Genomic DNA, 26,302 nt, shown 5'->3' on the forward strand with positions numbered 1-26,302 from the left:
TGCCTCCTTTATTTAAGAAATTGTCATACAAGAGCCTGGACCACCTGCGAATGATAAACCACAGCTTCCTTGTTCGCTATATAAATCTGCCACTTGTTCACGGTGAGTGCCTGGAATGACGAAGCGATCTTTATATTTCGCAATAGCAAGAAGACGGTACATATCTTCTACATCCTGTTTTGTTAAACCAAGTTCTTTTAATACAGCTTCATTTGGCTCTTTATTAATTTGCAGCGCTCTCATATGCGTTCGCATAACAGCCATTTTCTTTAATGTAAGACGAATGTGTGATTCATCTCCTGCAGTGAGTAAATTCGCTAAATATTGAATTGGAATACGCATATTATCGATAGCAGGGAAAATCTCTTCTGCTTGCCAGTTACTGCCTTTCCCTTCCACCATATTCATAATTGGGCTAAGCGGCGGAATATACCAAACCATCGGCATTGTACGATACTCTGGATGAAGAGGCAGAGCAATTTTCCAATCGATAATCATTTTATAGATTGGTGACTGTTGTGCCGCTTTAATCCATTCTTCAGGAATGCCTTGTTTTTTCGCTTCAGCTGCTATTTCTGGATCATTTGGATCTAGGAAAACAGTAAGCTGAGATTCATATAAATCTTTTTCGTCTTCAACAGAAGCTGCTTCTTTTACTTTATCAGCGTCATATAGCATTACCCCAATATACCTGATACGTCCTACACATGTTTCTGAACAAATTGTTGGCATACCAGCTTCAATACGTGGGAAACACATTGTACATTTTTCAGCTTTATTCGTTTGCCAGTTAAAATACACTTTTTTATATGGGCAAGATGATACGCAGAATCTCCAAGCACGACATGCATTTTGATCCACAAGTACAATCCCGTCTTCTTCACGTTTATACATTGCACCAGATGGACAAGATGATACGCACGATGGATTCATACAATGTTCGCATATGCGTGGTAAATACATCATAAAGACGTTTTCAAAATCAGTTTTAATTTCTTCTTCCATTTTCTTTACGTTCGGATCTTGCAATCCTGTTATATGTCCGCCTGCTAAATCGTCCTCCCAGTTTGGACCCCATTCAATTTTGTCGATAAATTCGCCTGTAATTGCTGATTTCGGACGAGCAACTGGTTGATGCTTACGCTGTGGGCTATTTGTTAATGTTTCATAATCATAATTCCAAGGTTCAAAGTAATCATCAATTGTTGGTTGATCTGGATTGTGGAAAATGTTCATAAGACGCTTCATTTTCGAACCAGATTTCAGCTGAATTTCACCATTTTTCAATTCCCAGCCGCCTTTATATTTATCCTGATCTTCCCATTGTTTCGGATAACCAATTCCAGGTTTTGTTTCTACGTTATTGAAATACATATATTCAGCACCTGGACGATTTGTCCAGGTGTTTTTGCACGTTACGCTACAAGTATGGCAGCCGATGCATTTATCTAGGTTCATTACCATTCCGACTTGTGCTTTAATCTTCAAGCCAATCTACCTCCTTCAGTTTGCGAATTACAACGTTTAAATCGCGCTGGTTCCCAGTCGGACCATAATAGTTAAATCCATAACTTAATTGACCGTATCCACCAATCATATGTGTCGGTTTTACGTGAATTCGAGTTGGACTATTATGCGTTCCCCCGCGGTTACTTGTTAATTTCGTACCAGGTACGTTAATGTGACGATCTTGCGCATGGTGCATAAATGCCATTCCTCTCGGTATACGATGCGTTACAACAGCACGCGCTACAACAACACCGTTACGATTAAAGCACTCAATCCAATCATTATCTGCAACACCCGCTTCAGCAGCGTCCTCTTTATTCATCCAAACAGTTGGACCACCTCTAAATAGCGTTAACATCGGTAATGAATCGAAGTACATACTATGAATCGACCACTTATTATGCGGTGTTAAATAGTTTAGTGTAATCTCTTTCCCTTCTACTTCGGGCCGTGATTTACGGAACGGTTTATGTTGCAGAATTGGTTTAAATGTTGCCATCGTTTCACCAAATTCTTTCATCATGTCATGGTCTAAGTAGAAAGATTGTCGACCAGTTATCGTTCTCCAAGGGATAAGACGTTCCACGTTTGTTGTAAACGGTGAGTAACGGCGTCCACCTTTTTCTGAACCTGTAAATGCTGGAGAAGTAATTACTGTTTTCGGCTGTGCTGTAATTTGTTCGAATGTGAAGCATTCCTCTTCACGTTCTTCTGCTAAATCACGTAATTTTAGATCTGTTTGTTTTTCAAGTGCTTCCCATGCTTTTACTGCCATATGACCGTTTGTTGTAGAAGATAGTGTTAATACCGCTTCAGCAGCATTGATTGCTTCTTTTATGTCTGGGCAATCTTTCGCGATAGAATCCGTTCGAACAACTCCTAATTTGCTCTTTAATTGCTCATATTCTTTTTCCGCAGACCAAGAGATCCCTTTCGTACCAATCGGTTGTTTTCCGACATTCGGTCCAAGCGCAGTCATTTTGTCATAAATCGTTTTATAATCTCTTTCGACAACATGAATTTGTGGCATCGTTTTACCCGGGATTGGTTCACATTCACCTTTACTCCAATCTTTAATCTTGCCAAGTGGTTGCGCTAATTCTTGCGGTGTATCATGAAGAAGTGGTGTTGCAACAACTTCTTTCATTGGTTCAAGATCAATTTTCTTCGCTAAATCTGACACAGCTTTAGAAAGTGAAGTGAAAATATCCCAGTCAGAGCGCGCTTCCCACGGTGAACCGATTGCCGGATTAAATGGATGTACAAATGGATGCATATCTGTACTGCTCAAATCGTGTTTTTCGTACCAAGTTGAAGCAGGTAAGACGATATCAGAATACAGTGCTGTTCCAGCCATACGGAAATCTAAATTAATGAGTAAATCAAGCTTTCCTTCTGGCGCTTCTTCATGCCACTTTATTTCTTCTGGTCGTAATGAATCACTGTCGTCATTCATTAACCCGTTTGTTGTACCTAATAAATGTTTTAAGAAATATTCATGTCCTTTACCAGAACTCGAAATTAAATTCGCACGCCATACGAATAAGTTGCGCGGGAAGTTGTTTTTGTTATCTGGATCTTCAATCGCAAATTTCAGTTCTTTTTCTTTTAATTTTTGTGCAACATATTTTCCGATTTCTTCTTGCTTTGTTGCACCAGCAGCAACAGCCTCTTTATATAATTCAATTCCATTTTTCTCGAATGTTGGATAAGAAGGTAACCAGCCAAGTCGTGCAGCTAATACGTTGTAATCACCGTGATGTTGATAACGAGAGTTGCCTTCAACTGGAGATGCTAAATGTCCAACAGGTGTATCTTCATAACGCCATTGATCTGTTACGAAATAGAAGAAAGATGTACCGTTTTGTAATTTTGGCGGCCCTTGCCAATCTTTTGCCATCGCGATTGTTTGCCATCCTTCTGCTGGTCTTAATTTTTCTTGACCAACATAATGAGCCCAACCACCGCCGTTTACACCTTGTGCTCCAACGAGAAGAACAAGATTTAAAACGGCGCGATAAATCGTATCAGAGTTAAACCAATGGTTAATACCTGCTCCAACAATTATCATTGAGCGACCATTCGTATCAACAGCATTTTGTGCGAACTCACGAGCGATTTGAATAATAAGCTCACGTTTTACTCCTGTCATTTTCTCTTGCCATGCAGGTGTAAACGGCATATCATCATTGAAGTCTTTCGGTTCTTGTCCGCCAAGCCCTCTGTTCACACCGTAATTTGCTAACGTTAAGTCGTATACAGTTGTAACGAACATTTCGCCCTCTTCTGTCATAACCTTTTTCACTGGAATCGTACGTTCTAATACTTTGTTTCCATCATCAGAGAAGTACGGAATTTGTACAGTTCCAATCGCTTCTTCCATTCCAAGTAAAGAAAGACGTGGATCAATCTTTTCACCTGTTTCTTCATCTTCTAAACGCAAGTTCCATTTCTTTTCATTATCCCAACGTGACCCCATTGTGCCGTGAGGTGTTGCAAAATCATTCGTATTCTCGTTCCAAAGAACAGGTTTCCATTCCCCTAACTTCGTTTCTCGTCCAATATCAGAAGCATTTAAGAACCGATCAGCAACGAATTGATCTCCTTTTTGTTTCAATGTGACAAAGAAAGGAAAATCAGTATATTGCTTCGCATACTTTGTGAAATATTCCACTTGATTATCTACGTAAAATTCTTGTAAGATTACGTGCCCCATTGCCATCGCAAGTGCACCGTCTGTACCTTGTTTCACACTAATCCAATCATCCGCAAACTTTGTTGATTCAGCGAAATCAGGACTGACAGAAACAACTTTCGTTCCTTTATATCGAACCTCTGCTAAAAAGTGTGCATCTGGTGTTCTCGTCATTGGTACATTTGAACCCCATGTCATAATGTAACCAGAGTTATACCAGTCACTACTTTCTGGTACATCTGTTTGATCACCCCAAATTTGAGGAGAAGCTGGTGGTAAATCCGCATACCAATCATAGAAGCTAAGCATCGGTCCACCCATAAGTTGCATAAAGCGACTACCAGCAGCATGACTTAGCATCGACATAGCTGGAATTGGTGAAAAGCCAACATTTCGGTCTGGACCGTATTTCATTACTGTGTACAGTAATGAAGCTGAAACGAGTTGTAACACTTCATCCCAATTCGCACGAATGAATCCCCCTTTACCACGCGCCTGCTTATACGTACGTGCCTTTTCACGGTTTTCCACAATGCTTTTCCAAGCCTCTAATGGTGACTCGTTATTTTGCAATTCTTCTTGCCACATATTCCAAAGAACACCACGTACATACGGGTATTTCACACGAAGTGGACTATAAATGTACCAAGAAAAACTTGCTCCACGTGGGCATCCTCGCGGTTCAAAATCTGGCATATCAGGACCTGTAGTCGGATAGTTAAGCTCCTGCCCTTCCCAAGTTACAATTCCATCTTTCACATATATATTCCAGCTACATGAACCAGTACAGTTCACGCCGTGTGTAGAACGAATTACTTTATCATGCTGCCAACGCTTTCTGTACACATTTTCCCATTCGCGATCTTCATATGTTTCTTGTGTATGATTATCGTTATAACGATCTATTGGTGAAAAATATTTTAAACGTCTCATTAGTGCTGAAGTTTTTTTCTTCATACTGTTCACTCCTTTAATACGTCTCTCTTACATACCCTTACTATAAGAGAGGTTGTAAAATACAGATGTGACATTTCGCACAGTTCAAGAGATTGTCAAAAATTCAGTAGAAAATAAGTTTGTGAGAAAATCTTGTGTTCCGTTGTGAAGATTATGGTTAATCTTAATTATTAGGAGAATGCTATTTTGAGGTATCGACTATTTTGCAAAAGAAAAAGAGTTTTGATATTATTTCAAAACTGCCATAAGGAAAAGAGTATAAATTGTATGTAAGAAATTTTTTCCTAATGTTATTATTTTATATTGAGTCTGATTTTACATAAAACTACAAATCATTATTTACTGTATTGCCCTTAGTTACGGAAACAATTATACTAGATGTAATCGAAATAAATAATCTGAATATTCTCAGAATTTAAGGTAGACCTTTTACTATCTACATATAGAATTAGAAATATGTCCACTAAATTGATTAGAAAACGATAATAACATTAGGAGGATTACGATGCCCCAGCTTGATTCATTACATCCCACTGTAGAAAAAATAATCAATAATATTGAAAAAATAATGGTCGGAAAACGAAAAGAAACAATCTTAGCTTTGACAGCTCTCTTAGCTGAAGGTCATGTGCTATTAGAAGATGTTCCTGGTGTCGGGAAAACAATGCTAGTACGTGCTCTTTCTAAATCCATTGATGCTGATTATAAGCGAATTCAATTTACACCTGATTTATTGCCGTCAGATGTAACAGGAGTTTCTATTTATAATCCGAAAGAGCTCCAATTTGAGTTCAAGCCTGGACCAATTATGGGGAATTTTGTACTTGCTGATGAAATTAATCGTACATCTCCAAAGACACAATCTGCTTTACTTGAATGTATGGAAGAAGGCAATATTACAATAGATGGTATTACAAGACCTTTACCAAAGCCGTTCTTTGTCATGGCTACACAAAATCCAGTCGAATATGAAGGAACATATTCTCTACCAGAAGCTCAGCTCGATCGTTTCTTATTGAAACTAAAAATGGGATATCCTACACCAGAGGAAGAATTTGAAATTTTAAACCGGATGGAAAAAACAAATCCACTCTCTCAATTACAAACCATTACTACAATAGAAGATTTACTTTATTTACAACAAAGCGTACAGGTAGTAAGTATGGACAAAGCAATTAAGCATTACATTGTAAAGCTTGTTAATCAGACTCGTACGTACAGTTCTATACAGTTAGGTGCAAGTCCACGTGGCTCGATTGCTTTAATGAAAGCTTCACAAGCTTATGCATTTATCCATGGCAGGAATTATGTTATTCCAGACGATGTTAAATTTTTAGCTCCTTACGTTTTAGCACATAGACTCATTCTAAAAATGGAAGCAAAATTTGAAGGAATAACTGGCGAACAAGTTATCGCAAAAATCGTTGCACGAACTACCGTGCCTACTCAAAGGACGATGAACCCTTGATGAAACGAATGCTGCGAGCGCTATATCACGTTATGAAGTTATTGCTACTCCCTTTATGCCTAGTCTTAACATTTATGTACGCTATGTTTCAAGGCGGGTTTGTCAGTTGGTTTTTGTTTTACAGCATAATTCCCATTGCTCTTTATTCGCTACTACTCCCCTTCTACGCTTTACGGGACGCTGAAGTAAAGCGAATAACAAACCAGAATGGATATGTAGTAGGAGAACAATTTGTAAGCACGATTACAATAAAAAGAAAATTTCCTTTTCCCTTACTTTATTTAGTTATAGAAGATGAACTGCCACCACAATTTATAAGTTGTAAACAAACAAAGATGAATAAGGTAGTACTCTTCCCAGGATTGAAACGAAATATTTCGTTTCAATATGTTATTGACACAATCCCTAGAGGCGAGCACACTTTTTCAAGCGTTCGTGTCAAAACTGGCGATTTATTCGGCATGATAGAGAAAGAAGTAACTTTTTCAGTTCCAGATACATTTTTAGTCTATCCCCAGTATGTAGATATAGCATATCGACAATTGGAAAATCATTTCGAACAAGGAGCGCTTTCAGCAAATATAAATTCCGCAAAAGACTCTACAATCTCTGTCGGTGTCAGAGACTATAAACCTGGTGATCGCTTTTCATGGATTGATTGGAAAGCAACTGCACGAACAAGCAATATTATGACAAAAGAGTTTGAACAACAGCGCAGCCATAATGTCATGATATTCATAGACAGAACCGAGTCTCCTCTATTCGAATCAGTCGTCACATTTACTGCCTCTATCGTAAGGGCTGTCTTGAAACAAAATTCACCAGCATCATTCGTGTCTATCGGAAAAGAACAAACTATTTTCCCTTTAGACAATGGAGATACGCAGTTACAACAAATCCTTTTTCATTTAGCAAAAGTGCAAGCAGACAGTGTATTCCCGCTCTCCCAGAGTGTAGACATGGAACTAAGAAAAATTTATGAGCCCGTCACGGTTATACTCGTGACCAGTAATCTTTCTCCCGATATTCAAAAGGCGGCTGATTGTGCTGCTATAAAAAATAGAAAATGTATGGTTTTTGTCGTGAAAGAAAAAGCGAATCAACTTTCACACCGAGAAATCAGTATAATAGAAACTCTAAAAAAACGACAAATATTTGTAAACACGGTTTATGAAAACCGGTATACAAACGTGTTTTTTGAGGTGAGCAAATGATAACATTACAAACAAAATACAAGTGGGATACGAACAGATTCTTTATGCATGCGTGTGTATTTCTTCTTTTACTAGAATGGCTAAGACCTCTTATAGGTATTACAAATGTAGGTAGATTAGATATTTTCGTAACATTTATAGGAATTTGCTTCGCTCTCTCTTTTTTTCAAACGAGGTGGCAGATTCCAATAAAAATTGTCACAGTCCTATTTATCATTCATTCCCTATATTATAAAAATGCTTTTATAAATCCATCTTGGCTAACAACATTCTTTTCTGATATGTCTCGAAATTCCTCCCTATTTTTCCAAGGGAATTTACTAGATATTTCTCCAGTTTTTCCGACGGTTTTATTTTTTCTCTCATTTTGGTTTTTGAGTTCTTTCACTTCATTTTGGATTATTCATAAAAAACGTGGGTTTCTATTTCTTGTATTGACTATTATTTATATCGCAACTTTTCATAACTTACATTTATACAATGCAAACTACGCTATTATTCGAACTGTTGTCATCGGATTTTTTATGCTTAGTCTTCTTCAAGTAGAACGAATAAAAGAGCGTGAACACTTACAAAATTATGCTAGGGAAATCTCAAAATTACTTAGACCACTTACAATATTTATTGTATTCTTAGCAACCATCGCATACTTTGCTCCAAAATTTGGCCCTCAATGGCCAAACCCAATGGATTTTTTAAAATTCAACACATCTGAAGCAAGTAAAGAACAAAAAGTTTCTACAATTGGGTATGGTTTAGATGACTCGCGATTAGGTGGTCCTTTTAAGGCGGATCCTACAATTGTTTTCACAGCACGAACGCAAAACAAACAATATTGGAGAGTAGAAACAAAAGATTTCTATACAGGAAAAGGCTGGGAAATTTCTGGAAATCCGAAAAAGATTTCTTTTAAAAATAAAAACGACGTCGTAAGCTGGTACGAACAAAATACAAAAACGGAAACGACTGAGGCAACAATTACCATGCAAAAAAGTTACCCTCACCTTACCTATCCAGCAGGATTAGTATCAGTTGAGGCTTCTTCTGATGTATCATACAGTGTTGACCCGTTTTCAGAAAAAATTTATACAATGAATGGAGACTCTTCTACTACTTTACATTCGTATAAAGTAACATATGAGATCTCTGAGTTTTCCATAGAAAACTTGAAAGCTGTAAAAACAAATGAAGGTCAAGAAACAAACCCTTATTTTATGACAAAGTACACACAACTTCCCGAGTCATTACCACAGCGCGTAAAAGACTTGGCTGTCAATCTTACAAATGATAAAGACAACCGATATGATAAAGTATTAGCTATTGAAAATTACTTCACAGACAACTCTTTTACATACGAATCAACGAATGTCTTATTCCCTGCCAAAAGCCAAGATTATGTAGATCAATTCCTTTTCGATACAAAAAGCGGCTACTGTAATAATTTTTCGACGTCTATGATTGTACTACTTCGTTCTGCCGGGATTCCTGCTCGCTGGGTAAAAGGCTATACAGAAGGAACTCTTGACAATACGCTTGCCTCTGCAGAAGGTGCGGATGTTTATACAATCACGAACGATAACGCACACTCTTGGGTCGAAGTATATTTCCCAGGATACGGATGGATTCCATTCGAACCAACAAAAGGATTTACCAATCCCTATAATTTTATAAATAATACGCCTGCTCCTATTTCACAAAATAGCGAAGCAAATAATTCTAATAACGAGCAAATACAACAACGAAATAATGAAGCAAAACTTAAAAGTTTAATAGAAAATACAGAAGAAGCTTCTACTAAAAAGGTCACAAATTCTAAAACTAGCTTTTCTTGGTGGTACGTATTCCTCTCTACGATACTAATTAGTATTATAGGATACATTCTCTTCACAACTAGAATGAAATGGATGACATTTCTTATTATTCATTTCTATAAATACCGAAAAAATGATGCTGTTTATCAAAAAGCTTACGGTGCACTTTTAAAACAATTTGCGAGAATTGGCATACCACGGAGTGAAAGTCAAACATTCCGAGAATACGCTCTCCATATCGATACACTTTACAACTCGGCCGATATGCAACAACTTACTGCCAGTTATGAGAACGCTATGTATAAACAGGAGCAGGCTGCAGAAGAATGGAAGAAATCTGTACACTTATGGGAAGTGCTTATGAAAAAAGCAGCTTCTCTACCTAAATCAGATGGCTTTGATACAGTTATTTAATCTTGAAAATGTGAGTTTAAAGAAAACGTCTCAAAGAACTACATTGTTCTTTGAGACGTTTTTTAATAAAGTGAAGCTCCTAATTATTCTCCAAGTACCTTCTCAATCTCAACTTCTAAATCTACCGGCTTCGTCTGCGGCGCAAAACGCCCTACTACTTTCCCGTCTTTTCCGATTAAAAACTTCGTAAAATTCCATTTCACTGCTTTCATACCGAGTAAACCTGGTGCTTGTTCTGTCATGTATGTATATAAAGGATGAGCCTTATCACCTTTCACATCAACCTTTGCAAACATTGGGAAGTTTACACCGTAGTTTAATTCACAAAAACTAGTAATATCCGCTTCTGTACCTGGTTCTTGTCCCCCGAATTGGTTACAAGGGAATCCGAGTATTTCGAGTCCTTGGTCTTTATATTTATCATACACCTCTTGTAATCCTTTATATTGTGGTGTAAAACCACATTTGCTAGCTACATTGACAATAAGAAGTGCTTTTCCTTCGTAATCTTTTAACGATTTTTCTTCACCTGTAATTGTTTTAGCTGAAAAATCATAAACTGTCATTGTCTTTGCCCCTCTCTTCATTATCATTCTATATTTATACTATACTATATTCGTGAATATACAGCTCTTATTACGTACTTATAAGATATAATGATAGCGCTTTATTTCCATTCAAAATTCGACACATACCACTAGACTTTTATGATGGAAAGTTTTACAATTAAATTGTGAACAAAATGTGACAGTTTATATTCCATTATAAAAGAAAAGGATGGTGTTCATTATGAAAACTGCACAACATGAAACGATTTCAAATCGCGAGTTTTATTTCGTACTATATATGATGTTATTGTATGTTACTGGCTGGGTAATCGATGTAAATGGTTTATTTTTAAGCTCCTACTTTAATTTAGCAGGAGAGATTATGCTTCCAATCGTTGGTGGCATAGTTGGACTGTTCGTTATGTCTATCAATAGAGAACAAACGAAATAACAACACTTTAAAAAGGCAGAAGACGAGCTTTCGTTTTCTGCCTTTTTCTATTTTAGCGTATAATAGAAACATGCAGTATATAAGGAGTGGTAAATATGAAAAAAGTAGAGCAATTATCTTCTCACCTATATCTTATTGATGATTTCGATTTACAGCATAATGAACGAACAGGTACGTACGTTTTATTAGGTGACGATATTACTTTAATTGAAACTTGTGCAGCCCCTTCTCTTCCGTATATTTTAGACGGCTTACAACAATTACATATTGATTTAAACGATGTTAAAAACATTATCGTTACACATGTGCATTTAGATCACGCTGGCGCAGCTGGTTTAATGATGGAGAAGTGCCCAAATGCTACGTTATATGTGCATTCTCGTGGTGCTCGTCATATGATTGATCCAACAAAACTCATTTTAGGTGCAAAAGCTGTCTACAAAGAAGATTTCAATAAACTCTTTGATCCAATTCTTCCAATTGAAGAAGAACGTGTTCATATTGTACAACATGGTGATACGTTAAAAATTGCAAAAGACCGCACCCTTACATTTTACGATACACCAGGACATGCGAAGCACCATATTAGCATTCACGATTCATTAACAAACGGGATTTTCACTGGTGATACAATTGGAATTTATTATAGAGAACTCGCAAACGTTGGTGTAGAACTGTATCTACCATCAACGTCCCCTTCACAATTTCAACCAGATGCGATGATTGCTTCTAAAAATCATATTCAAAGTATGGATGTAGATACTATTTATTTCGGTCATTACGGCGCATCCTCTCATGTTACAGAAGTATACAATCAACTGGAACATTGGCTACCTATTTTCGTTCAGACTGGTAAGGAAGTCTTTGAAAAGTATAATGATTTCGATGAAGCGACTAAAGCTTTACAAACTTTGTTAATGGATAAAATCTCTTCTCATCTTACAAAGTTAAACGTTCCATCAGATCATTCCGTTTATAATATTTTACATTTAGATATAGAAATTAGCGCAATGGGCATTATTGATTATTTCACGAAGCAAGAAAAAGCAAACTCCACTATTAACTAACAGTAAAAGAAGAGATATACAACAGTAGTTATTGTATATCTCTTCTTTTTTTGAATATATTTTGAGTAAAGGATGGTGGAATATAATGCAAAAAGTGATGCTATACCTCTGCTTCACATTATTTATCGTCTTATTATTATTTGTAGGAGTAAAAATTCAATTTTATTTAGATACAGATGCACAAGTGAACTTTAACGTTTATCCAAGATTATTCTACTTTACACTCTTCCCTCTTATAGTTGGCATTTTATTACGCTTTCTTCAATCTATTAATCGCGAAACGAGTAAACAAAACTGGAGCTTTCAACCGGATAAATTTATTGCTATTACAGTGCCTACACTATTCATTTCCTTTTCCCCAGCACTACTCTTTTCACCACTTGCCGAATACCTACCTTATTTAGTTAATATTATTCTAATAAATACAACTTTTGTTACGATTATTAGTTTAATAGCTGGTTATTCCCTTTTAGATTGTTTTATACAAAAGGACAATGCAACGATGAAAAAATATAATTGAATGCTCTATTTTCTTTTAATAAAGAAAGCTCAAAGCTAAAGCTTTGAGCTTTTTTACTTATCTCACCTTTTCATCTACATACTCCATAAACTGCTCCGCTTTAATAAATCTTTCTTTGTACGCCTCAGGTACTTCTTCTATTTTTATTGCACCAGTTGATTTTGTCTTCACTCGTACTATTTCATGTGTCATTAAAGCTTCCATATAGCGATCAAACTCTTCTTGCGTTAATACTTCTTTACTAGATTTATGACCATTTAATTTATCAAAGTATGGTTGAAGGCCCATACTTACCTTTTTCATTTCTTCTCTTTTTGCTGGTGATAATCCATCATAATCTATATTACCATTCGAATCTCCGTACGCAAGCTTTGCATTTGTTAATTTTTTTAGTTCTTTTGTAAACTCCTCATATTCCTTCGTGCCCATTTCATCTTTCGCTTCTGATAACTTTGCATTAAAACGCATATACGCTTCTAACGTCATCGCTCCGGCGTGTTTTTTTAAATTCTCAAAAGATCCGTATATACCATCCGCCATAATAGATTGATATGCAAAACCGGTCGTAGGGATTAAAAATGCTGCTGCAAGCACTCCGGCGATAAGGCGTCTCTTCACCTTACTTCCCCCGCGATTCATTTTGATTTGAACAATTATTTTTTCTTTTAACTCCGGCGGGGCAACAATACCCTTTGCTTCTTCTTGTATAGATTCCCTAACTCTACAATCTAAACTCATTTCACATTCCCTACCTCTCCTAAAAAAATTTCTTCTACTTGCTCTTTTTGACGTAGTTTCTTTAATGCCGCATGAATTCTAGATTTCACTGTACCGATTGGAATATGTAATATTTGTGCTACTTCTTCTTGTGAATAATCGTGTAAGTATCTTAAGATAATAACTTGTTTCAATTTATACGGTAATTTATGAATGAGTTCGATTAGTTTTTGGTTTGATATTTTACTTACAACATCGTTAGAAAAATCAATTTGCACTGGCTTTCTTTGCTCTTCTGCTTTTTTTATAATTCGTAGTCGCATCCACCTCTTTCTTCTATAAGAATGAATTTGTTTAATCGCAAGCCCAATTAGCCAAGGGCGAAATGGCTTCTCGCTATCATATTTACGAAGCGATTCATATAGCTGTATGTATACTTCTTGAACGACATCATCTACATCCATTTTATCTTCAATTAAAAAATGTGCTGTTTTATATACTTCTTGAATCGTTACATCATACAATTCGCTATACGCTTCTTTATTGCCTGATAAAGTTAATTGAATTAAATGTGCGTAATCTATTTCACCCTTCATATTCCAGCCCTCCTTTGTCTTACACTATATATTGGCAGGTAATTCATATTTCGTTCGATTTTTCCGAAAAAGTTTTTTATATAAATTAATATAATGATCCACTGAGTTCATAAGCTTCACTTATAACCACACATAACTATTATATAATTTTCCAATTTCTGATAAAGATTTAAAATAATTTATATAGTCAAATTTAGGAGGACATATAATGAAAGCTATCGTTGTAACGTCGTTCGGTGGTCCTGAAGTGATGAAATATACAGATTTTGATATACCGGCTATTTCAGAAGATCAAGTTTTAATTCGCGTAGTTGCTACTAGTGTAAATTTCGCTGATATTAAATCACGTTATGGCAAAAAAGGAAATAAAGCACTACCTTTTATTCCAGGTATAGATGCCACTGGTATTGTAGAACGTGTCGGTTCTCATGTGAAAAATATTCACCCTGGACAACGTGTCATTGCTTTTCCTCAAAATGGATCTTACGCAGAATACGTTGTTGCAAATGAAAATCTTACTTTCGTATTACCCCATGAAGTTGACTTTCAAGCTGCAGCCGCTTGTCCAATCGTATCCTTTACAAGCTATAATTTACTCGCAAATGTTGCAAGAATTCAAAAAGGTGAATCTGTACTCATTCATGCAGCTGCTGGCGGGATTGGTACTACCGCAATTCAACTTGCAAAACTATTAGGGGCTAGAACAGTTATCGGTACTATCGGAAGTGAAACGAAAAGAAAAATCGCTTTAGATGCTGGAGCTGATTATGTAATTTGTCATCAAACTGAAGATTTTGTAGAGAAAGTCAATGAGCTGACAAACGGAGAAGGAGTGAATATTATTTTGGACTCTATTTCTGGAACTGTTTCTGAAAGAAGTTTAAACTGCCTTGCTTTTTACGGTCGCCTCGTTCATTTCGGTAATGCTAGCGGTGAAATTGGTAACTTTCAAACGAAAGATTTACATGCAAGTTGCCGCTCTATACTCGGTTTTAGCTTTGGAACCACACGAAAAAAGCGTCCTGAACTGCTCCAAGAAACTGCAAATGAAGTTTTCCGTTATTTGCGTGACGGACGTTTACAAATTAAGGCTACGAAATCTTTTCCACTTCAAGATGCAGGGAAAGCACATGAATGGGTCGAAAGTAGAAAAAGTACAGGGAAAGTAATACTAACTGTTCAGTCCTCTTCCTGAAATGAATACTGGAAACAGAGGTGGCATTCATGGGATCACGAATTATGCATGTTATTATCGCTAACGGTATTGCTGAGAAACTATCTATTCACGATAAGACTTCTTTCTTACTTGGAGCTGTAGCCCCTGATGCTGTTCATTCAAAAAAAGAAAAAGGAACCTCACATTTTTATGCCGGTACAACGAAGAACTATACGAGAAGAATAGATTATGATTCATTTTTTCATAAATATGAATCACATATAGATTCCCCATTTATTTTAGGCTATTATACCCATCTCATCGCCGATGATAATTGGCTAAGTGGATTCTTTCTACCTTGGCTAAAAAATAGAATAGAGAATGACGAAACTATCGCACCCCTGTACTATAACGATTTTAAATTGTTAAATGCAAAGTTGCTTCATCATTACGATCAAGAACAACAGCTTTTCTCTCTTCTCAATCGAGAGGCTCACATTGTGGATATTGAAGAGGTTTCTAAAGAAAACGTTTTAGAATTTCGAAAGTATCTTTTTGAAGATATGTTATATCCAAAGCAACATTTGCATGAAGACTTACAAGTATTTACGTTTGACCAAATCATTGGCTATATTGAGACAGCTATTGAAAAAGGAGTATTTTTTATTAAACAACTCTCTAATGAAAAATCCACTTCAAAAATGTAATCCCCCTCAAATATATTTGAGGGGGATTTTCACATAGCAATATTATTATTGGTTCTTCTCCATAACTGCAAAATAATTCCCTTCGCTATCAGCAAAGTTAAATACTTTACTAGAAGGCATAGTTACCATTTCTCCAACAGTAACATTTTTATTTGTTAAATCTGTATATAATTGATCAAGATTTTCTGAGAAGAACATTAAGGACGGTGTACCAAGATTCAATTCTGGGCTCATTTTCGAAATAACTTCTTTATTATGTAATATAATGCTCGTTTCCGCACCGCTTTTCGGAGCGATTTCAATCCATCTTATTCCTTGCTTATTATCTTCCTCTGCAACTACATGAAACCCTACCTTCTCCGTCCAAAAATTTACTGCCTCATCTTGATTATTTACATATAACATAATTTGTCCGACCTTATGAATCATTTGTATTCCTCCTATTGTTTTTATATTCTATGTAACTTTCTATAGATGCTATCGTTATTCCTTTTGAGTTGGTATGTACTTCTTTGCAAAATTTATCGACTGACTCATCCCATCCAGTTCGTCAAAATAATCATTTCTTTCAATCATGTTATATCCATCGAATCCGATTTCATCTAATACTTTGAAGAATATATCGAAATCCACTTCACCATTTCCTGCTGCTACTTCTATATACTTAGTTGAACGATCACTTTTCACTTCTTTACAATCTTTAATATGAGTTTGTACTATATAATCTTTTAATAGTAATAAACCTTCTCCCGGATTTTCATTTACATCACTTATTAAATTTGCTGGGTCAAAGTTAACAGCTAGTCCTTTCGAGTTTGCAGTTTCTAAAAATCGTTTTAATACTATTGCTTTTTCAGATCCCGTCTCAATAGCAAAGAATCCCCCAAATTTGAACGCTAATTCCCCTATCTCATAACAAACCCGTACCATTTTATCATAGTAGGCACTTTTTTCATCATCTGGAACTTTCCCAATATGAGCTGTTACTATGTTAGCTCCTAACCTTAACCCTTTATCAGTAATATATTTAAAACTCTCTATTACACATTCAGCTTCAGTTCCTATTATTCCATTTTCTCCGAAGCTAATTGCTAATGATGGGACTTGAATCTCATTAAAAGATAAGTTTTCTTTTAATGTATTCCATTGTATCTTTGAGATGTTAGCTAAGTTGAAAGTCGGATTCATAGCATACAATTGAATATATTCTAACTCCCATTCTCTCGCCTTTTTTATTCCTTCGTTTACTTCAATATATTTCGTATTCAAAAACATTCCTAATTTCCTATCCATATGTGTACCTTCTTTTTATTATTTCGTGTCAGTTTAATATTCGACTTTTTTATATTATTTCCTCGTATAAACCAAATAAATAAACTACCCTTTTTTCGATACTCCCAGTAGAAGCATATATATGATAGGCACATTAAAAACACTAATACAATTCCCATTATCACTTGTTTACAAACAAAAAAGACGTAACTACAAATAGTTACGCCTTCTCCATCATTTATCTAAGCTTTTTCTTCCCAGTAAATGCTGGTTTCTTTTTCTTTGGTGCTTTCGGTTTCGTTTCTACGAATGATCCTTTGAACATTTCTTGCTTCGTAAATACGATGCCTAGTTTTTTCGCAAATTGCAGTAATTTACGCTCTTCTTGTGGTGTTACAAGAGACACGACAGTTCCTTCTTTACCCATACGTCCCGTACGTCCTGAGCGGTGAATATATTGGTCTACTGTGTCTGGTAACTCTAAATGAATTACGTGTGTTAAATCGTCAATATCGATACCGCGTGCTGCAATATCAGTAGCAAGTAGAATTTCTAATTTCCCTCCGCGGAAAGCACGCATTGTCGCTTCACGCTCTTGTTTACTTGCTTCTGCATGAAGAGCTGCTGCTTTCATTTTACGGAATTTCAATTTCTCAGTAATTTCATCTAAACGGAATGGGTCGTTTAAGAACGCAACTGCTTTTACATCGTCCATATGCATAATTCTTCTTACGTAATCATTTTTTTCGCGTCGCTCACAAATGATATACGTATGCTCAACTAAGCTTTTTGATTCTGCACGTGTTACACGTACTAATTGTGGTTCAACTGCTAAATCACGTGCCGCATCTTCTGCCGCTTTTGTCATTGTCGCCGAGAAGAATACTAATTGACGATCGCGCATCGTTGATTTAATTACATCTTGCACTGCGCCCATCATTTTTTGCTTTACAATTTGATCAAACTCATCAAATACAATTGTTTTTACTTCATGCATTTTTAGCTTTTTCATACGAATTAATTCTAAAATACGGCCTGGTGAACCGACAATTACTCTTGGGTGTTTCTTTAATTTTTCAACTTGGCGCTTAATATCTGCACCACCAATTAAAGATGCACCTGAAATTTCAGTTCCTGCTGTAAACTTTTGAACCTCTTCATGAATTTGCATTACAAGTTCACGTGTTGGCGCTAAAACAACAACTTGTGGCTGTTTTACTTCAGGATTAATTTTATGTAAAAGTGGTAATAAGTACGCTAATGTTTTTCCTGTTCCAGTTGGAGATTCAGCTATAACGTCTTGTCCTTCTAAAATAGTTGGAATCGCTTGTTTTTGAATTTCAGTTAACTCTTTAAAACCAGCCTTCTCCCAAGCTTGTTGTAAAAATGGTTGCATATCTTTTATCATTTGTTTTTCTCCTTTATCTCTATTTTTGAAGAAAATGCTGTATTGTTCGCACCGTTTCTATCATGTGTGAAATAACAGCTATTAAATCATCAACATGGTCTTCTGTAATCGCTTTTTGAAATAGAACCTCTACCTTATTATGATATGAAATCGCTTGCTTATTATATTCGTATGAAACTTTCTGCATAATCATTCTTTCTTTTCCCCATATAGAACGCATTAATGTTTCAATTTCTTCGCATTTTACTTCTGGTTGTTCTAACAGGAATGAAAATGCTAGCTTCATTTCACAACCTGGTGTAAACTGAGGCACTTCTAGTATTTCACCAGACAAGTTCTTTGCATCCACAGATAATGAAAATGTTGCTTCTACTAATGGTTCAAACGGTTCTGTTAATTGAAATGAGATATGATATATACGACTTAATGAAGCAAGATCCATCATATCTTTTCGATCTGTTACAAGAATATCTCCATGTAGATCAAAATCATACACAGCACCTTCTACGATTACTTTTAAATTGTCAAAAGCAGTTGGATCAAACATAATTTCCTCCAAAAAACAGGCGCCTTTCGATGGAAAGGCGCCACTTGATGTATATATAGTTTACAGATAAACGAGATGAATTACAACCTTTTAGAATAAACCTACTGCTTTTCCATCTTCATTTACATCCATTTGAAGTGCTGCTGGCTGTTTTGGAAGACCTGGCATTGTTAACATTGTACCTGTTAACGCAACGATAAAGCCTGCACCGATAGATGGTTTTAACTCACGAATTGTAATGATAAAGTCAGATGGACGACCTAATTTTGTTGCATCGTCAGAAAGAGAGTATTGTGTTTTCGCCATACAAACTGGTAGATTACTCCAACCTTCTCCTTCATATTGAGCTAATTGCTTACGTGCTTTCGGAGCAAATTCAATATCTTTTGCGCCATATACTTTTTGAGCAATTGTACGAATTTTTTCTTCTAATGGTAATTCTAATTCATAAAGTGGTGCGTAGTTGTTTTCACCTTTTTCGATTTCTTTTAGTACTTTTTCAGCAAGGTCAACTCCGCCTTGGCCACCTTTCTCCCAAACTTCTGTTAAGGATACTGCATAGCCACGCTCATTACACCACTCTTGTAAGTATGTAACTTCTGCATCTGTATCTGTAATGAATTTATTAATTGCAATTACGAAAGGCACACCGAAGCTTTGAATTGTTTCAACATGCTTCTGTAAGTTTTCCATACCTTTTGCTAATGCATCTACATTTTCTTCTTTTAATTGATCTTTTGCAACGCCGCCATGCATTTTAAGCGCACGAATCGTCGCAACAATAACAACTGCTTCTGGTTTAATGCCAGCTGCACGAGCTTTAATATCTAAAAACTTCTCAGCGCCTAAATCAGCACCGAATCCAGCTTCTGTAATAACATAATCACCTAATTTTGCTGCCATTGTTGTAGCGATAACACTGTTACAACCGTGAGCGATATTCGCAAATGGTCCGCCATGAATGATAGCTGGTGTATTTTCTAACGTTTGTACTAAGTTCGGCTTTAATGCGTCTTTTAATAATAGTGTTAACGCACCTTCTACACCTAAATCTTTAACCGTTACAGGTTGATTTGTAAAGTTATAAGCAACTACGATGCGAGATAGACGCGCTTTTAAGTCTTGAATATCTGTTGCAAGGCAGAATACGGCCATAATTTCAGATGCGACTGTAATGTCAAAACCGTCTTCACGTGGTACACCTTGTACAGGTCCACCAAGACCAATTACTACGTTACGAAGGGCACGATCATTTAAGTCAACACAGCGTTTCCAAACAATTTTACGCGTATCAATTCCAAGTGTGTTTCCTTGTTGGATATGATTATCAATAAACGCTGCTAATGCGTTATTGGCAGTTGTGATCGCATGGATATCTCCAGTAAAGTGAAGGTTAATGTCTTCCATTGGTACGACTTGTGAAAAACCGCCACCTGCTGCTCCACCTTTTAATCCCATCGTTGGTCCAAGAGATGGTTCGCGAAGTGCAATTACTGTTTTCTTACCAATTTTATTAAAAGCTTGACCTAAACCAACTGTTACTGTTGATTTACCTTCTCCAGCTGGAGTTGGGTTAATCGCTGTTACTAAAACAACTTTACCGTCTTTCTCATCTTGTAAGCGCTTAAAAATATCAAGAGATAACTTACCTTTATAATGCCCGTATGGCTCTAATTCATCTTCTAAAATATTTAAATCAGCTGCAATTTCTTGAATCTTCTTCATACTCGCTTCTTGTGCGATTTCAATATCGGATTTCACTGTTGTAGTAGTTGTCATATACCCTAGTCCCCCTTTAATTGGTTCTGATGATATTGTATCAGTTTTTTGTATTTTCTGCACTTATTTACCTCCTAAAAATTCTTTCATTTCTTTATACGTTTTTTAACATAAATACCCATAAGAATGTTAACGATTGTTGTAACTCTGTAGGTAGTTGACCTAACATCTTCTCATTTACTCCGCGCTTATATACGCCGATGCCATCTACAACTTTAAAACCTTGTTCTTTCGCTAACTGTTCGAATTCCCAAGGCATCATCGTATTACAAACAACGTCTTTTCCATACAAGCGAGGATAACTGTTCTCTCGTGGCTTTGCTGTCGGTCCTAAAATTGCAATACATGCATATCCATCTTTCTTTAACACACGCTTTATTTCATTTAACGCTCGTAATGGCTCTTCCGTCCATTCTAAAGAATTAATTGCCATAATTGATTCAAATCGCTCATTTTCAAATGGTAATGCAGAAAGATCTCCTTTTATAAAAGATAAATTCGGTCCTTCTCCGCGCTCCTTACCTTTTTGAATCATCACTTCCGATAAATCTACTCCCACTGCTTTATAGCCTGCGCTACTTAATTTATATGTACCGTACCCATCACCACAACCAACATCGAGCACTTGTGCTTCTTTCTTCACGTATTGTTCAAAAAACGGAATAATTGTACTTCTGCTACCACTGTCCCACATCTCTTGACTATTTTGATTCCAAAACTCTGCGCTACTATCCCATTTCTTTTCTGCTGATTCATGCCAATTAAATTTCGTCATACATTCCCCTACCTTCACGCTTTATCACTCATTTCATTCTACATCATTTTCCAAAACTCCTGTTTTATCTTCATAAGGAGATATACATGCTAATGAAGGAATCTTTATTCTCCAATTTTTGCTTTACTTGGGTTTAACTCATACTCATGTTCTTCTCTTTATGAAAGATACTATAGGTACACCCAATTGAAAGAGAGGGATGTACATGCGAAGAAAGAGAAATCATCATTTTAAAAGTGGTGAAAAAAACGAAGAGTATGCAGCTGAAATATCACCAGCTGGCATTCCAATTAGACATAAGCGTAAAGAAATTGTAAATGAGATAGAAGGTACAAATACCGGCACAATGGTAGGCTATGTCGCTTTATTTCTTTCGTTATTCTCCATTGCTTTTTATCCAGTTACGCTCGGCTCCCTAGCAATTTTAGTTGGCCTATTAGCTGTCAATTTCGGAGCAAGAACACTTGGATATACAGCAATTGGTTTTGGTAGTTTTTCTGTTTTATTCACTTTATTTTATCCGTTTGCTTTGTCAGCGTTTTAAAAAAACACACCAAGTTATGCTTGGTGTGTTCATTCATGATACAACATAATATGGCCGCATCCACAACAATGTTTCGCTGTAATTTCTTGAAACACTGGATAATTTTCTTCATCTCGATGCTCAATAAATACTTTTTCAAATCGATACATGTTTGGTGCATATGCCCAATCTTGTTTCGTACGTGCATATAACGTTGAGGAAAAAAACTCCTCACCGCCACAAACAATACATGTGTTCTTCATCAATACCCCTCCTATGCTTGTCTTACTTCATCTATATGAACATAAGCATAAAAAAAAGACCTTCTATTACTAGAAAGTCTTCTCTGAAACAAAAAGAAATGTACCAAACATTCCTACTCCGCTATATTCTTTTGAAACACCAGCTTCTGTTTTAAATGTTTGCTTTACAGTCATAAAGAATACACCATTTCGTGCATCTGTACTTTCAAATTGTAGTTTTTCTTTTTTACCATCTACATTTTGCGTGCATTCAAAACTACTCTCATTACAATTCAACGCATACTTATCCTGTACATACACTTTAAAATCTGATTCTTTCGGACAAGTTATAAGTAATATTGCCACGAGAATAATACTTATAATACCCACAATTGTATAATATTTCTTCATTTGTACTCCTTTCAAATGACAAGAAAACTTGACTTCATACGCCAAGTTTTCTTAGTCAACAACCCATTGCCACTCTTGTTCTTTCTTATCAAAAATGAGCCAACCTGTTTCTGTTGCTTCCTCTTTCAATTCATCGATATTATCTAACACCTCATCCGTACTTTCATACGAACCAACTACATATACCGGAATTTCAAGACCTCTTCTTGACTCAATCTTCCCTGCTAAATCTATGTAAAGACCATCTTCCATTAGTGGAATAAGTCCCATAATCAATTCTTTTGAAATCGCTGGGAAAATTTTTGATTTTTGGAAGAAAGAAAAACGTTTCTTACCGAAAGCACCGAGTTTATACGGAATGACTTTACTTAACATTCCTACAAAATCAGCAATTCTACGATAATACACTTTGTTGTACCATCCGTCATCATGTGAAAAATAAACAAATCTATTTTTCAACAGCGGAAAGAATGTTCTTGCAAGTGGTTCTTTTTTGTGAGCCAAATATAATAATTCTGCAATTTCTTTCGGCTCTAATTCATCTAAATCGCTTGCATCATCAAAATCTACCCAACAAAATTCATCAAATTCATCAATCTCTGCTTGAATTAACTTATGTATATTTTCTTCCTCAACATATTCAAATAAAGTATGATAATGAAAATCCGTCCATTCAAAGTTGTGCTTCAAAAGCAACACTTGATGAAGCGGTGAAGGGATGTTACTCGCAAACTCTTTAAACGTAATTCCTGATGTAATAAAACAATGACCTCGACGATTACCATTAATATATATCATATTCTTTACTTGGTCAGATCCTCCAGACAAAGCACCTAGCCACCTTCGTTTTATATGTTTCAATTCTATAGCATATTTTAACATGAAAAATTTTAGAAACATAGAAAAAACTTCAAAAACTATTTACAATTTCATGTGTTTTATTACATAGTGATTACAAGAAAAAACGCCTGCTCATAAGCAGGCGTTTTTAAAGGATTTCATCAGGGTTTTGAGGATGATGATTTCCCTCTTTCTTTTCTTCTTTTTGGAACATCGATTGAATTTTATCAATTGTTTGTGGAGCTAATTCAATCATTTTTTCTGCTAAATGTGTCGCATTTTGTAAATGAAGAATATTTACTCCATCTTTATTCACCACAAGAAATGCTACTGGTGTAATAGAAACACCACCCGCGCTACCGCCACCAAATGCAGCGTTACCGTTTGCTCTTTGTCCATCATTCGTTTTGAAATCAGAACCTCCTGCTCCAAAACCGAACGCTACTTTAGAAACCGTTAACACCACACCACCGTCAGCCGTTTGAACAGGCTCTCCAACAATCGTATTTACATCAACCATTTCTTTTAAATTTTCCATTGCTGCTTTCATTAACCCTTGAATTGGATGATCCACCGTTCATAACCTCCTTTGTCATATCTTTCCTAGTTTTTCCGAAAGTTTGTGAACTAAACATAAAATTTTATATTGATTTCAAAAAACTTAAGTTGTAATATTTAGAAAAATAAAAAAAGAGGTCGATTCGTTATGATGCGAAAATTAACAAAGAAAGATCATGAACAAGTATTCGCTTATCTAAAAGAAGAAGCAGCCCTTAACTTGTTTATTATTGGAGATATTGAAGCTTTCGGTTATGACACAGATTTTCAAGAACTATGGGGAGTATTTAAAGAGAATGGAACATTAAAATCAATTTTACTCCGATTCCACGATTCATTTATACCATATAGTAAAGAAGACTTTGTTACCACTGATTATGAGGCACTTCTTTCCGCATATAAGCCACTTAAACTCTCTGGTAAGTCAACCATTGTAGAAAAGTTTGAAACTGCTCCAAGTCTACAATTAGGCGTCAAAAATGAAATGTATTTTTGTGAATGTCTAAATGACAACAACTTACCTGACACGCCTATTCATGAAACGATTAAACTTGCGTCACTCGATGATATAGAACGAATTATGAAATTACGAAGTGACATTGCTGAATTTCCGACTACCAATGAATCAGAGAAAATATTAAGGCAGGCTATCGAAACGAATACAGGACGCACATACTATATTGAAAAAGACGGCGTGATCATCGCATCCACCTCTACTTCCGCTGAAAATTCATTATCCGCTATGGTAGTTGGTGTATGTACACACCCGAATTATCGTGGAAATGGATTTGCTTCACTCATATTACAAAAAATGATTCAAGACTTTACGAAAGAAAGCCGAACACTTTGTTTATTTTATAACAATCCAGTTGCTGGACGAATTTATAAACGACTAGGATTTAAAGACATTGGAATGTGGACGATGTATCGATAATAAGAAGTAACTCTATAAGAGGAAATAGTCGTAACTTAGTAATACAAGCAAATTACAAAATAACTCACACCGTTATTATGAAGATGGAGAAACTACTTGTAAAGCCGTGCCCCTAACTAAAACATGTCATGTATTCAAGCTAAATTTAGACAGATAAACGCCCCAGTTGTTGCATCTACTCCAGCAATTGGGGCGTTTATCCTCAAATTCTTTCCACTATATTTATGAAACATTTATCACACTTATGTCGCTATTATCTTTACGTACAAATGCCCTTCTAAATATTACTGCGTCTTATTATACTTTGCTTTAAAATCAATATATTCCTGTTTCGCATCTTGGTTATTACCTTGGTGACTATCAAAAGATGTATGTATTTGTGATATGTATTTTACTAACTTGCCTTCATCATTTCTTTTCTTATAATTTATTACAATACTTACTTCCAATATCTGCTTTGAACCATTTTTAGAATCAATATGCAATGCGATTGATCCACCATCATATTCATCATATTGTATTTTCAACTTATCATTAATGATACTCTGAAACTCTAATTCAGTTAGTTTGTATCCAACAGTACTAGGCTGATCAAACTTTTTTATATCATCCCCGGGCTTCATCTTTAGTTTCCCTATCCCTTTTAAACGATCTACAATTAAGTTCACATATGAAACATCCAGATTCGATTCCGGACTTTGTACCTGTCCATTTTTATACATAATATTGGTACGATAAACAACTTCTTCTTTATTATCTTTGCTGTCTACTGCTGAAGTAACCTCTTGTGTTGTATTTCCATATAAACTTTTATCTTTCGTATTATATATCCCTTCCGAAGTTTGATAGATTGTTTTTCTATGCTCTCCATCTTCCTTTTGCTCATATGTACTATATATACCTCTTTGTTTCACATACGCATATCCATCATCACTCGCAGACATAACCTTTCTCATGTCACCTTCATCCAATGCCTTAACAAATGGCTCATACTCTATCTTTTCTTCAAAAAAACTACATGCTTGTAGTAGGCTGATTGCTATTATGATCGGAATTATTTTAGAAACACTTTTTTTGTTCATTTCATCATCACACTACCCACTCTACATTTTCGATCAGATAACCTTCTAATCACTTTAATCACCTTACATAATTAAATTTTCTTTTAGAAGTGAAAATACTC

At 35.8% G+C, this 26,302-nt stretch carries 26 protein-coding genes; 10 read left to right on the forward strand and 16 right to left on the reverse strand.

Going from position 1 to position 26,302, the window contains the following annotated elements:
- Window positions 1-12: 12 nt before the first annotated feature.
- Together narH and ACZDYH_RS13635 are read right to left on the reverse strand one after the other, a co-directional pair.
- Entirely contained in the window at window positions 13-1,488 is a 1,476-nt protein-coding gene (gene narH / locus ACZDYH_RS13630; RefSeq protein ID WP_000692658.1) for a nitrate reductase subunit beta, read from the reverse strand.
- Window positions 1,478-5,161, reverse strand: coding sequence for a nitrate reductase subunit alpha (locus tag ACZDYH_RS13635; RefSeq protein WP_088362698.1), 3,684 nt, complete (start codon window positions 5,159-5,161; stop codon window positions 1,478-1,480). Before ACZDYH_RS13635 ends, narH begins: the two co-directional genes overlap by 11 nt.
- A gap of 505 nt (window positions 5,162-5,666) precedes the next feature.
- On the opposite strand from ACZDYH_RS13635, the gene ACZDYH_RS13640 reads away from it, so the two are divergent.
- Genes ACZDYH_RS13640 through ACZDYH_RS13650 form a run of 3 tightly spaced genes read left to right on the forward strand, consistent with a single transcriptional unit; the run spans window position 5,667 to window position 10,068 of the window.
- Entirely contained in the window at window positions 5,667-6,629 is a 963-nt protein-coding gene (locus ACZDYH_RS13640; RefSeq protein WP_049107454.1) for an AAA family ATPase, read from the forward strand.
- On the forward strand, window positions 6,629-7,843 hold the full coding sequence (locus ACZDYH_RS13645; protein WP_088362697.1) for a DUF58 domain-containing protein: 1,215 nt from the start codon (window positions 6,629-6,631) through the stop codon (window positions 7,841-7,843). Before ACZDYH_RS13640 ends, ACZDYH_RS13645 begins: the two co-directional genes overlap by 1 nt.
- Window positions 7,840-10,068: a transglutaminase TgpA family protein gene (locus ACZDYH_RS13650; protein ID WP_474886396.1), complete on the forward strand. Its 2,229-nt coding sequence runs from the start codon at window positions 7,840-7,842 to the stop codon at window positions 10,066-10,068. Before ACZDYH_RS13645 ends, ACZDYH_RS13650 begins: the two co-directional genes overlap by 4 nt.
- An 83-nt stretch (window positions 10,069-10,151) precedes the next feature.
- On the opposite strand, the gene bsaA is transcribed toward ACZDYH_RS13650, so the two are convergent.
- Entirely contained in the window at window positions 10,152-10,634 is a 483-nt protein-coding gene (gene bsaA / locus ACZDYH_RS13655) for a glutathione peroxidase (RefSeq protein ID WP_000219434.1), read from the reverse strand.
- 223 nt (window positions 10,635-10,857) lie between these two features.
- Here bsaA and ACZDYH_RS13660 point away from each other — a divergent pair, with 223 nt between their 5' ends.
- The 3 genes from ACZDYH_RS13660 to ACZDYH_RS13670 all read left to right on the forward strand — a co-directional run bounded on the left by ACZDYH_RS13660 (window position 10,858) and on the right by ACZDYH_RS13670 (window position 12,654).
- Window positions 10,858-11,067 carry a DUF3925 domain-containing protein gene (locus ACZDYH_RS13660; protein WP_000844982.1) on the forward strand — a complete coding sequence of 70 codons (210 nt, stop codon included), beginning with the start codon at window positions 10,858-10,860 and terminating at the stop codon, window positions 11,065-11,067.
- 95 nt (window positions 11,068-11,162) lie between these two features.
- Window positions 11,163-12,134 carry an MBL fold metallo-hydrolase gene (locus ACZDYH_RS13665; RefSeq protein ID WP_088362695.1) on the forward strand — a complete coding sequence of 324 codons (972 nt, stop codon included), beginning with the start codon at window positions 11,163-11,165 and terminating at the stop codon, window positions 12,132-12,134.
- Window positions 12,135-12,219: 85 nt separating this feature from the next.
- Window positions 12,220-12,654 (forward strand): hypothetical protein, encoded by a 435-nt coding sequence (locus tag ACZDYH_RS13670; RefSeq protein WP_001174535.1) that lies wholly within the window; start codon window positions 12,220-12,222, stop codon window positions 12,652-12,654.
- A 57-nt stretch (window positions 12,655-12,711) separates the two neighbouring features.
- On the opposite strand, the gene ACZDYH_RS13675 is transcribed toward ACZDYH_RS13670, so the two are convergent.
- Window positions 12,712-13,392: a DUF3600 domain-containing protein gene (locus ACZDYH_RS13675; RefSeq protein WP_048656746.1), complete on the reverse strand. Its 681-nt coding sequence runs from the start codon at window positions 13,390-13,392 to the stop codon at window positions 12,712-12,714.
- Window positions 13,389-13,967, reverse strand: a complete 579-nt coding sequence (locus ACZDYH_RS13680; RefSeq protein ID WP_048656745.1) for a sigma-70 family RNA polymerase sigma factor — start codon at window positions 13,965-13,967, stop codon at window positions 13,389-13,391. The genes ACZDYH_RS13675 and ACZDYH_RS13680 overlap by 4 nt, the downstream gene beginning before the upstream one ends.
- A gap of 208 nt (window positions 13,968-14,175) precedes the next feature.
- Here ACZDYH_RS13680 and ACZDYH_RS13685 point away from each other — a divergent pair, with 208 nt between their 5' ends.
- Both ACZDYH_RS13685 and ACZDYH_RS13690 read left to right on the forward strand, forming a co-directional pair.
- The gene (locus ACZDYH_RS13685; RefSeq protein WP_086404611.1) at window positions 14,176-15,162 is read left to right on the forward strand and encodes a quinone oxidoreductase family protein; all 987 of its coding nucleotides are present in this window, start codon (window positions 14,176-14,178) and stop codon (window positions 15,160-15,162) included.
- A gap of 29 nt (window positions 15,163-15,191) precedes the next feature.
- A complete protein-coding gene (locus ACZDYH_RS13690; RefSeq protein WP_088362694.1) occupies window positions 15,192-15,830 on the forward strand; it encodes a zinc dependent phospholipase C family protein in 639 nt (212 codons plus the stop codon).
- Window positions 15,831-15,875: 45 nt separating this feature from the next.
- Here the strand turns inward: ACZDYH_RS13690 and ACZDYH_RS13695 are convergent, their stop codons facing one another.
- The 6 genes from ACZDYH_RS13695 to ACZDYH_RS13720 all read right to left on the reverse strand — a co-directional run bounded on the left by ACZDYH_RS13695 (window position 15,876) and on the right by ACZDYH_RS13720 (window position 21,611).
- A complete protein-coding gene (locus ACZDYH_RS13695) occupies window positions 15,876-16,259 on the reverse strand; it encodes a VOC family protein (RefSeq protein WP_088362693.1) in 384 nt (127 codons plus the stop codon).
- A 54-nt stretch (window positions 16,260-16,313) separates the two neighbouring features.
- Window positions 16,314-17,123 carry a sugar phosphate isomerase/epimerase family protein gene (locus ACZDYH_RS13700; RefSeq protein WP_088362692.1) on the reverse strand — a complete coding sequence of 270 codons (810 nt, stop codon included), beginning with the start codon at window positions 17,121-17,123 and terminating at the stop codon, window positions 16,314-16,316.
- A gap of 217 nt (window positions 17,124-17,340) precedes the next feature.
- The gene (locus ACZDYH_RS13705) at window positions 17,341-18,510 is read right to left on the reverse strand and encodes a DEAD/DEAH box helicase (protein WP_474886397.1); all 1,170 of its coding nucleotides are present in this window, start codon (window positions 18,508-18,510) and stop codon (window positions 17,341-17,343) included.
- A 19-nt stretch (window positions 18,511-18,529) separates the two neighbouring features.
- Window positions 18,530-19,057 carry a hypothetical protein gene (locus ACZDYH_RS13710; protein ID WP_140421570.1) on the reverse strand — a complete coding sequence of 176 codons (528 nt, stop codon included), beginning with the start codon at window positions 19,055-19,057 and terminating at the stop codon, window positions 18,530-18,532.
- A 90-nt stretch (window positions 19,058-19,147) separates the two neighbouring features.
- Window positions 19,148-20,836: a formate--tetrahydrofolate ligase gene (locus tag ACZDYH_RS13715; RefSeq protein ID WP_474886553.1), complete on the reverse strand. Its 1,689-nt coding sequence runs from the start codon at window positions 20,834-20,836 to the stop codon at window positions 19,148-19,150.
- A 94-nt stretch (window positions 20,837-20,930) separates the two neighbouring features.
- Window positions 20,931-21,611 (reverse strand): class I SAM-dependent methyltransferase, encoded by a 681-nt coding sequence (locus ACZDYH_RS13720; RefSeq protein WP_088362689.1) that lies wholly within the window; start codon window positions 21,609-21,611, stop codon window positions 20,931-20,933.
- Between the two features lie 205 nt (window positions 21,612-21,816).
- Between ACZDYH_RS13720 and ACZDYH_RS13725 the strand changes: the two genes are divergently transcribed.
- Window positions 21,817-22,155 carry a permease gene (locus ACZDYH_RS13725; RefSeq protein WP_474886398.1) on the forward strand — a complete coding sequence of 113 codons (339 nt, stop codon included), beginning with the start codon at window positions 21,817-21,819 and terminating at the stop codon, window positions 22,153-22,155.
- Window positions 22,156-22,184: 29 nt separating this feature from the next.
- Here the strand turns inward: ACZDYH_RS13725 and ACZDYH_RS13730 are convergent, their stop codons facing one another.
- From ACZDYH_RS13730 to ytfJ, 4 genes are all read right to left on the reverse strand, one after another.
- Entirely contained in the window at window positions 22,185-22,397 is a 213-nt protein-coding gene (locus ACZDYH_RS13730) for a hypothetical protein (protein WP_000798747.1), read from the reverse strand.
- Between the two features lie 69 nt (window positions 22,398-22,466).
- Entirely contained in the window at window positions 22,467-22,787 is a 321-nt protein-coding gene (locus ACZDYH_RS13735; protein ID WP_000761174.1) for a hypothetical protein, read from the reverse strand.
- A gap of 51 nt (window positions 22,788-22,838) precedes the next feature.
- Window positions 22,839-23,615: an oxalate:formate antiporter gene (locus tag ACZDYH_RS13740; RefSeq protein ID WP_000014087.1), complete on the reverse strand. Its 777-nt coding sequence runs from the start codon at window positions 23,613-23,615 to the stop codon at window positions 22,839-22,841.
- Window positions 23,616-23,775: 160 nt separating this feature from the next.
- Window positions 23,776-24,201, reverse strand: a complete 426-nt coding sequence (gene ytfJ / locus ACZDYH_RS13745) for a GerW family sporulation protein (RefSeq protein ID WP_048558214.1) — start codon at window positions 24,199-24,201, stop codon at window positions 23,776-23,778.
- 132 nt (window positions 24,202-24,333) lie between these two features.
- Between ytfJ and ACZDYH_RS13750 the strand changes: the two genes are divergently transcribed.
- Window positions 24,334-25,119 carry a GNAT family N-acetyltransferase gene (locus ACZDYH_RS13750; protein WP_016122380.1) on the forward strand — a complete coding sequence of 262 codons (786 nt, stop codon included), beginning with the start codon at window positions 24,334-24,336 and terminating at the stop codon, window positions 25,117-25,119.
- Between the two features lie 284 nt (window positions 25,120-25,403).
- Here ACZDYH_RS13750 and ACZDYH_RS13755 read toward each other — a convergent pair whose 3' ends face one another.
- Window positions 25,404-26,201, reverse strand: coding sequence for a DUF3952 domain-containing protein (locus ACZDYH_RS13755; protein WP_006923850.1), 798 nt, complete (start codon window positions 26,199-26,201; stop codon window positions 25,404-25,406).
- Between the last annotated feature and the right edge of the window lie 101 nt (window positions 26,202-26,302).

The organism is Bacillus sp. EB V-12 (genome assembly GCF_056158125.1).

What these genes read in the sequence shown, in the direction of transcription:
- ACZDYH_RS13635 (WP_088362698.1), bottom strand. Translation starts at nt 5,161, where the DNA reads ATGAAGAAAAAAACTTCAGCACTAATGAGACGTTTAAAATATTTTTCA.
- ACZDYH_RS13640 (WP_049107454.1), top strand. Translation starts at nt 5,667, where the DNA reads ATGCCCCAGCTTGATTCATTACATCCCACTGTAGAAAAAATAATCAAT.
- ACZDYH_RS13645 (WP_088362697.1), top strand. Translation starts at nt 6,629, where the DNA reads ATGAAACGAATGCTGCGAGCGCTATATCACGTTATGAAGTTATTGCTA.
- ACZDYH_RS13650 (WP_474886396.1), top strand. Translation starts at nt 7,840, where the DNA reads ATGATAACATTACAAACAAAATACAAGTGGGATACGAACAGATTCTTT.
- bsaA (WP_000219434.1), bottom strand. Translation starts at nt 10,634, where the DNA reads ATGACAGTTTATGATTTTTCAGCTAAAACAATTACAGGTGAAGAAAAA.
- ACZDYH_RS13660 (WP_000844982.1), top strand. Translation starts at nt 10,858, where the DNA reads ATGAAAACTGCACAACATGAAACGATTTCAAATCGCGAGTTTTATTTC.
- ACZDYH_RS13665 (WP_088362695.1), top strand. Translation starts at nt 11,163, where the DNA reads ATGAAAAAAGTAGAGCAATTATCTTCTCACCTATATCTTATTGATGAT.
- ACZDYH_RS13670 (WP_001174535.1), top strand. Translation starts at nt 12,220, where the DNA reads ATGCAAAAAGTGATGCTATACCTCTGCTTCACATTATTTATCGTCTTA.
- ACZDYH_RS13675 (WP_048656746.1), bottom strand. Translation starts at nt 13,392, where the DNA reads ATGAGTTTAGATTGTAGAGTTAGGGAATCTATACAAGAAGAAGCAAAG.
- ACZDYH_RS13680 (WP_048656745.1), bottom strand. Translation starts at nt 13,967, where the DNA reads ATGAAGGGTGAAATAGATTACGCACATTTAATTCAATTAACTTTATCA.
- ACZDYH_RS13685 (WP_086404611.1), top strand. Translation starts at nt 14,176, where the DNA reads ATGAAAGCTATCGTTGTAACGTCGTTCGGTGGTCCTGAAGTGATGAAA.
- ACZDYH_RS13690 (WP_088362694.1), top strand. Translation starts at nt 15,192, where the DNA reads ATGGGATCACGAATTATGCATGTTATTATCGCTAACGGTATTGCTGAG.
- ACZDYH_RS13695 (WP_088362693.1), bottom strand. Translation starts at nt 16,259, where the DNA reads ATGATTCATAAGGTCGGACAAATTATGTTATATGTAAATAATCAAGAT.
- ACZDYH_RS13700 (WP_088362692.1), bottom strand. Translation starts at nt 17,123, where the DNA reads ATGGATAGGAAATTAGGAATGTTTTTGAATACGAAATATATTGAAGTA.
- ACZDYH_RS13705 (WP_474886397.1), bottom strand. Translation starts at nt 18,510, where the DNA reads ATGATAAAAGATATGCAACCATTTTTACAACAAGCTTGGGAGAAGGCT.
- ACZDYH_RS13710 (WP_140421570.1), bottom strand. Translation starts at nt 19,057, where the DNA reads ATGTTTGATCCAACTGCTTTTGACAATTTAAAAGTAATCGTAGAAGGT.
- ACZDYH_RS13715 (WP_474886553.1), bottom strand. Translation starts at nt 20,836, where the DNA reads ATGACAACTACTACAACAGTGAAATCCGATATTGAAATCGCACAAGAA.
- ACZDYH_RS13720 (WP_088362689.1), bottom strand. Translation starts at nt 21,611, where the DNA reads ATGACGAAATTTAATTGGCATGAATCAGCAGAAAAGAAATGGGATAGT.
- ACZDYH_RS13725 (WP_474886398.1), top strand. Translation starts at nt 21,817, where the DNA reads ATGCGAAGAAAGAGAAATCATCATTTTAAAAGTGGTGAAAAAAACGAA.
- ACZDYH_RS13730 (WP_000798747.1), bottom strand. Translation starts at nt 22,397, where the DNA reads ATGAAGAACACATGTATTGTTTGTGGCGGTGAGGAGTTTTTTTCCTCA.
- ACZDYH_RS13735 (WP_000761174.1), bottom strand. Translation starts at nt 22,787, where the DNA reads ATGAAGAAATATTATACAATTGTGGGTATTATAAGTATTATTCTCGTG.
- ACZDYH_RS13750 (WP_016122380.1), top strand. Translation starts at nt 24,334, where the DNA reads ATGATGCGAAAATTAACAAAGAAAGATCATGAACAAGTATTCGCTTAT.
- ACZDYH_RS13755 (WP_006923850.1), bottom strand. Translation starts at nt 26,201, where the DNA reads ATGAACAAAAAAAGTGTTTCTAAAATAATTCCGATCATAATAGCAATC.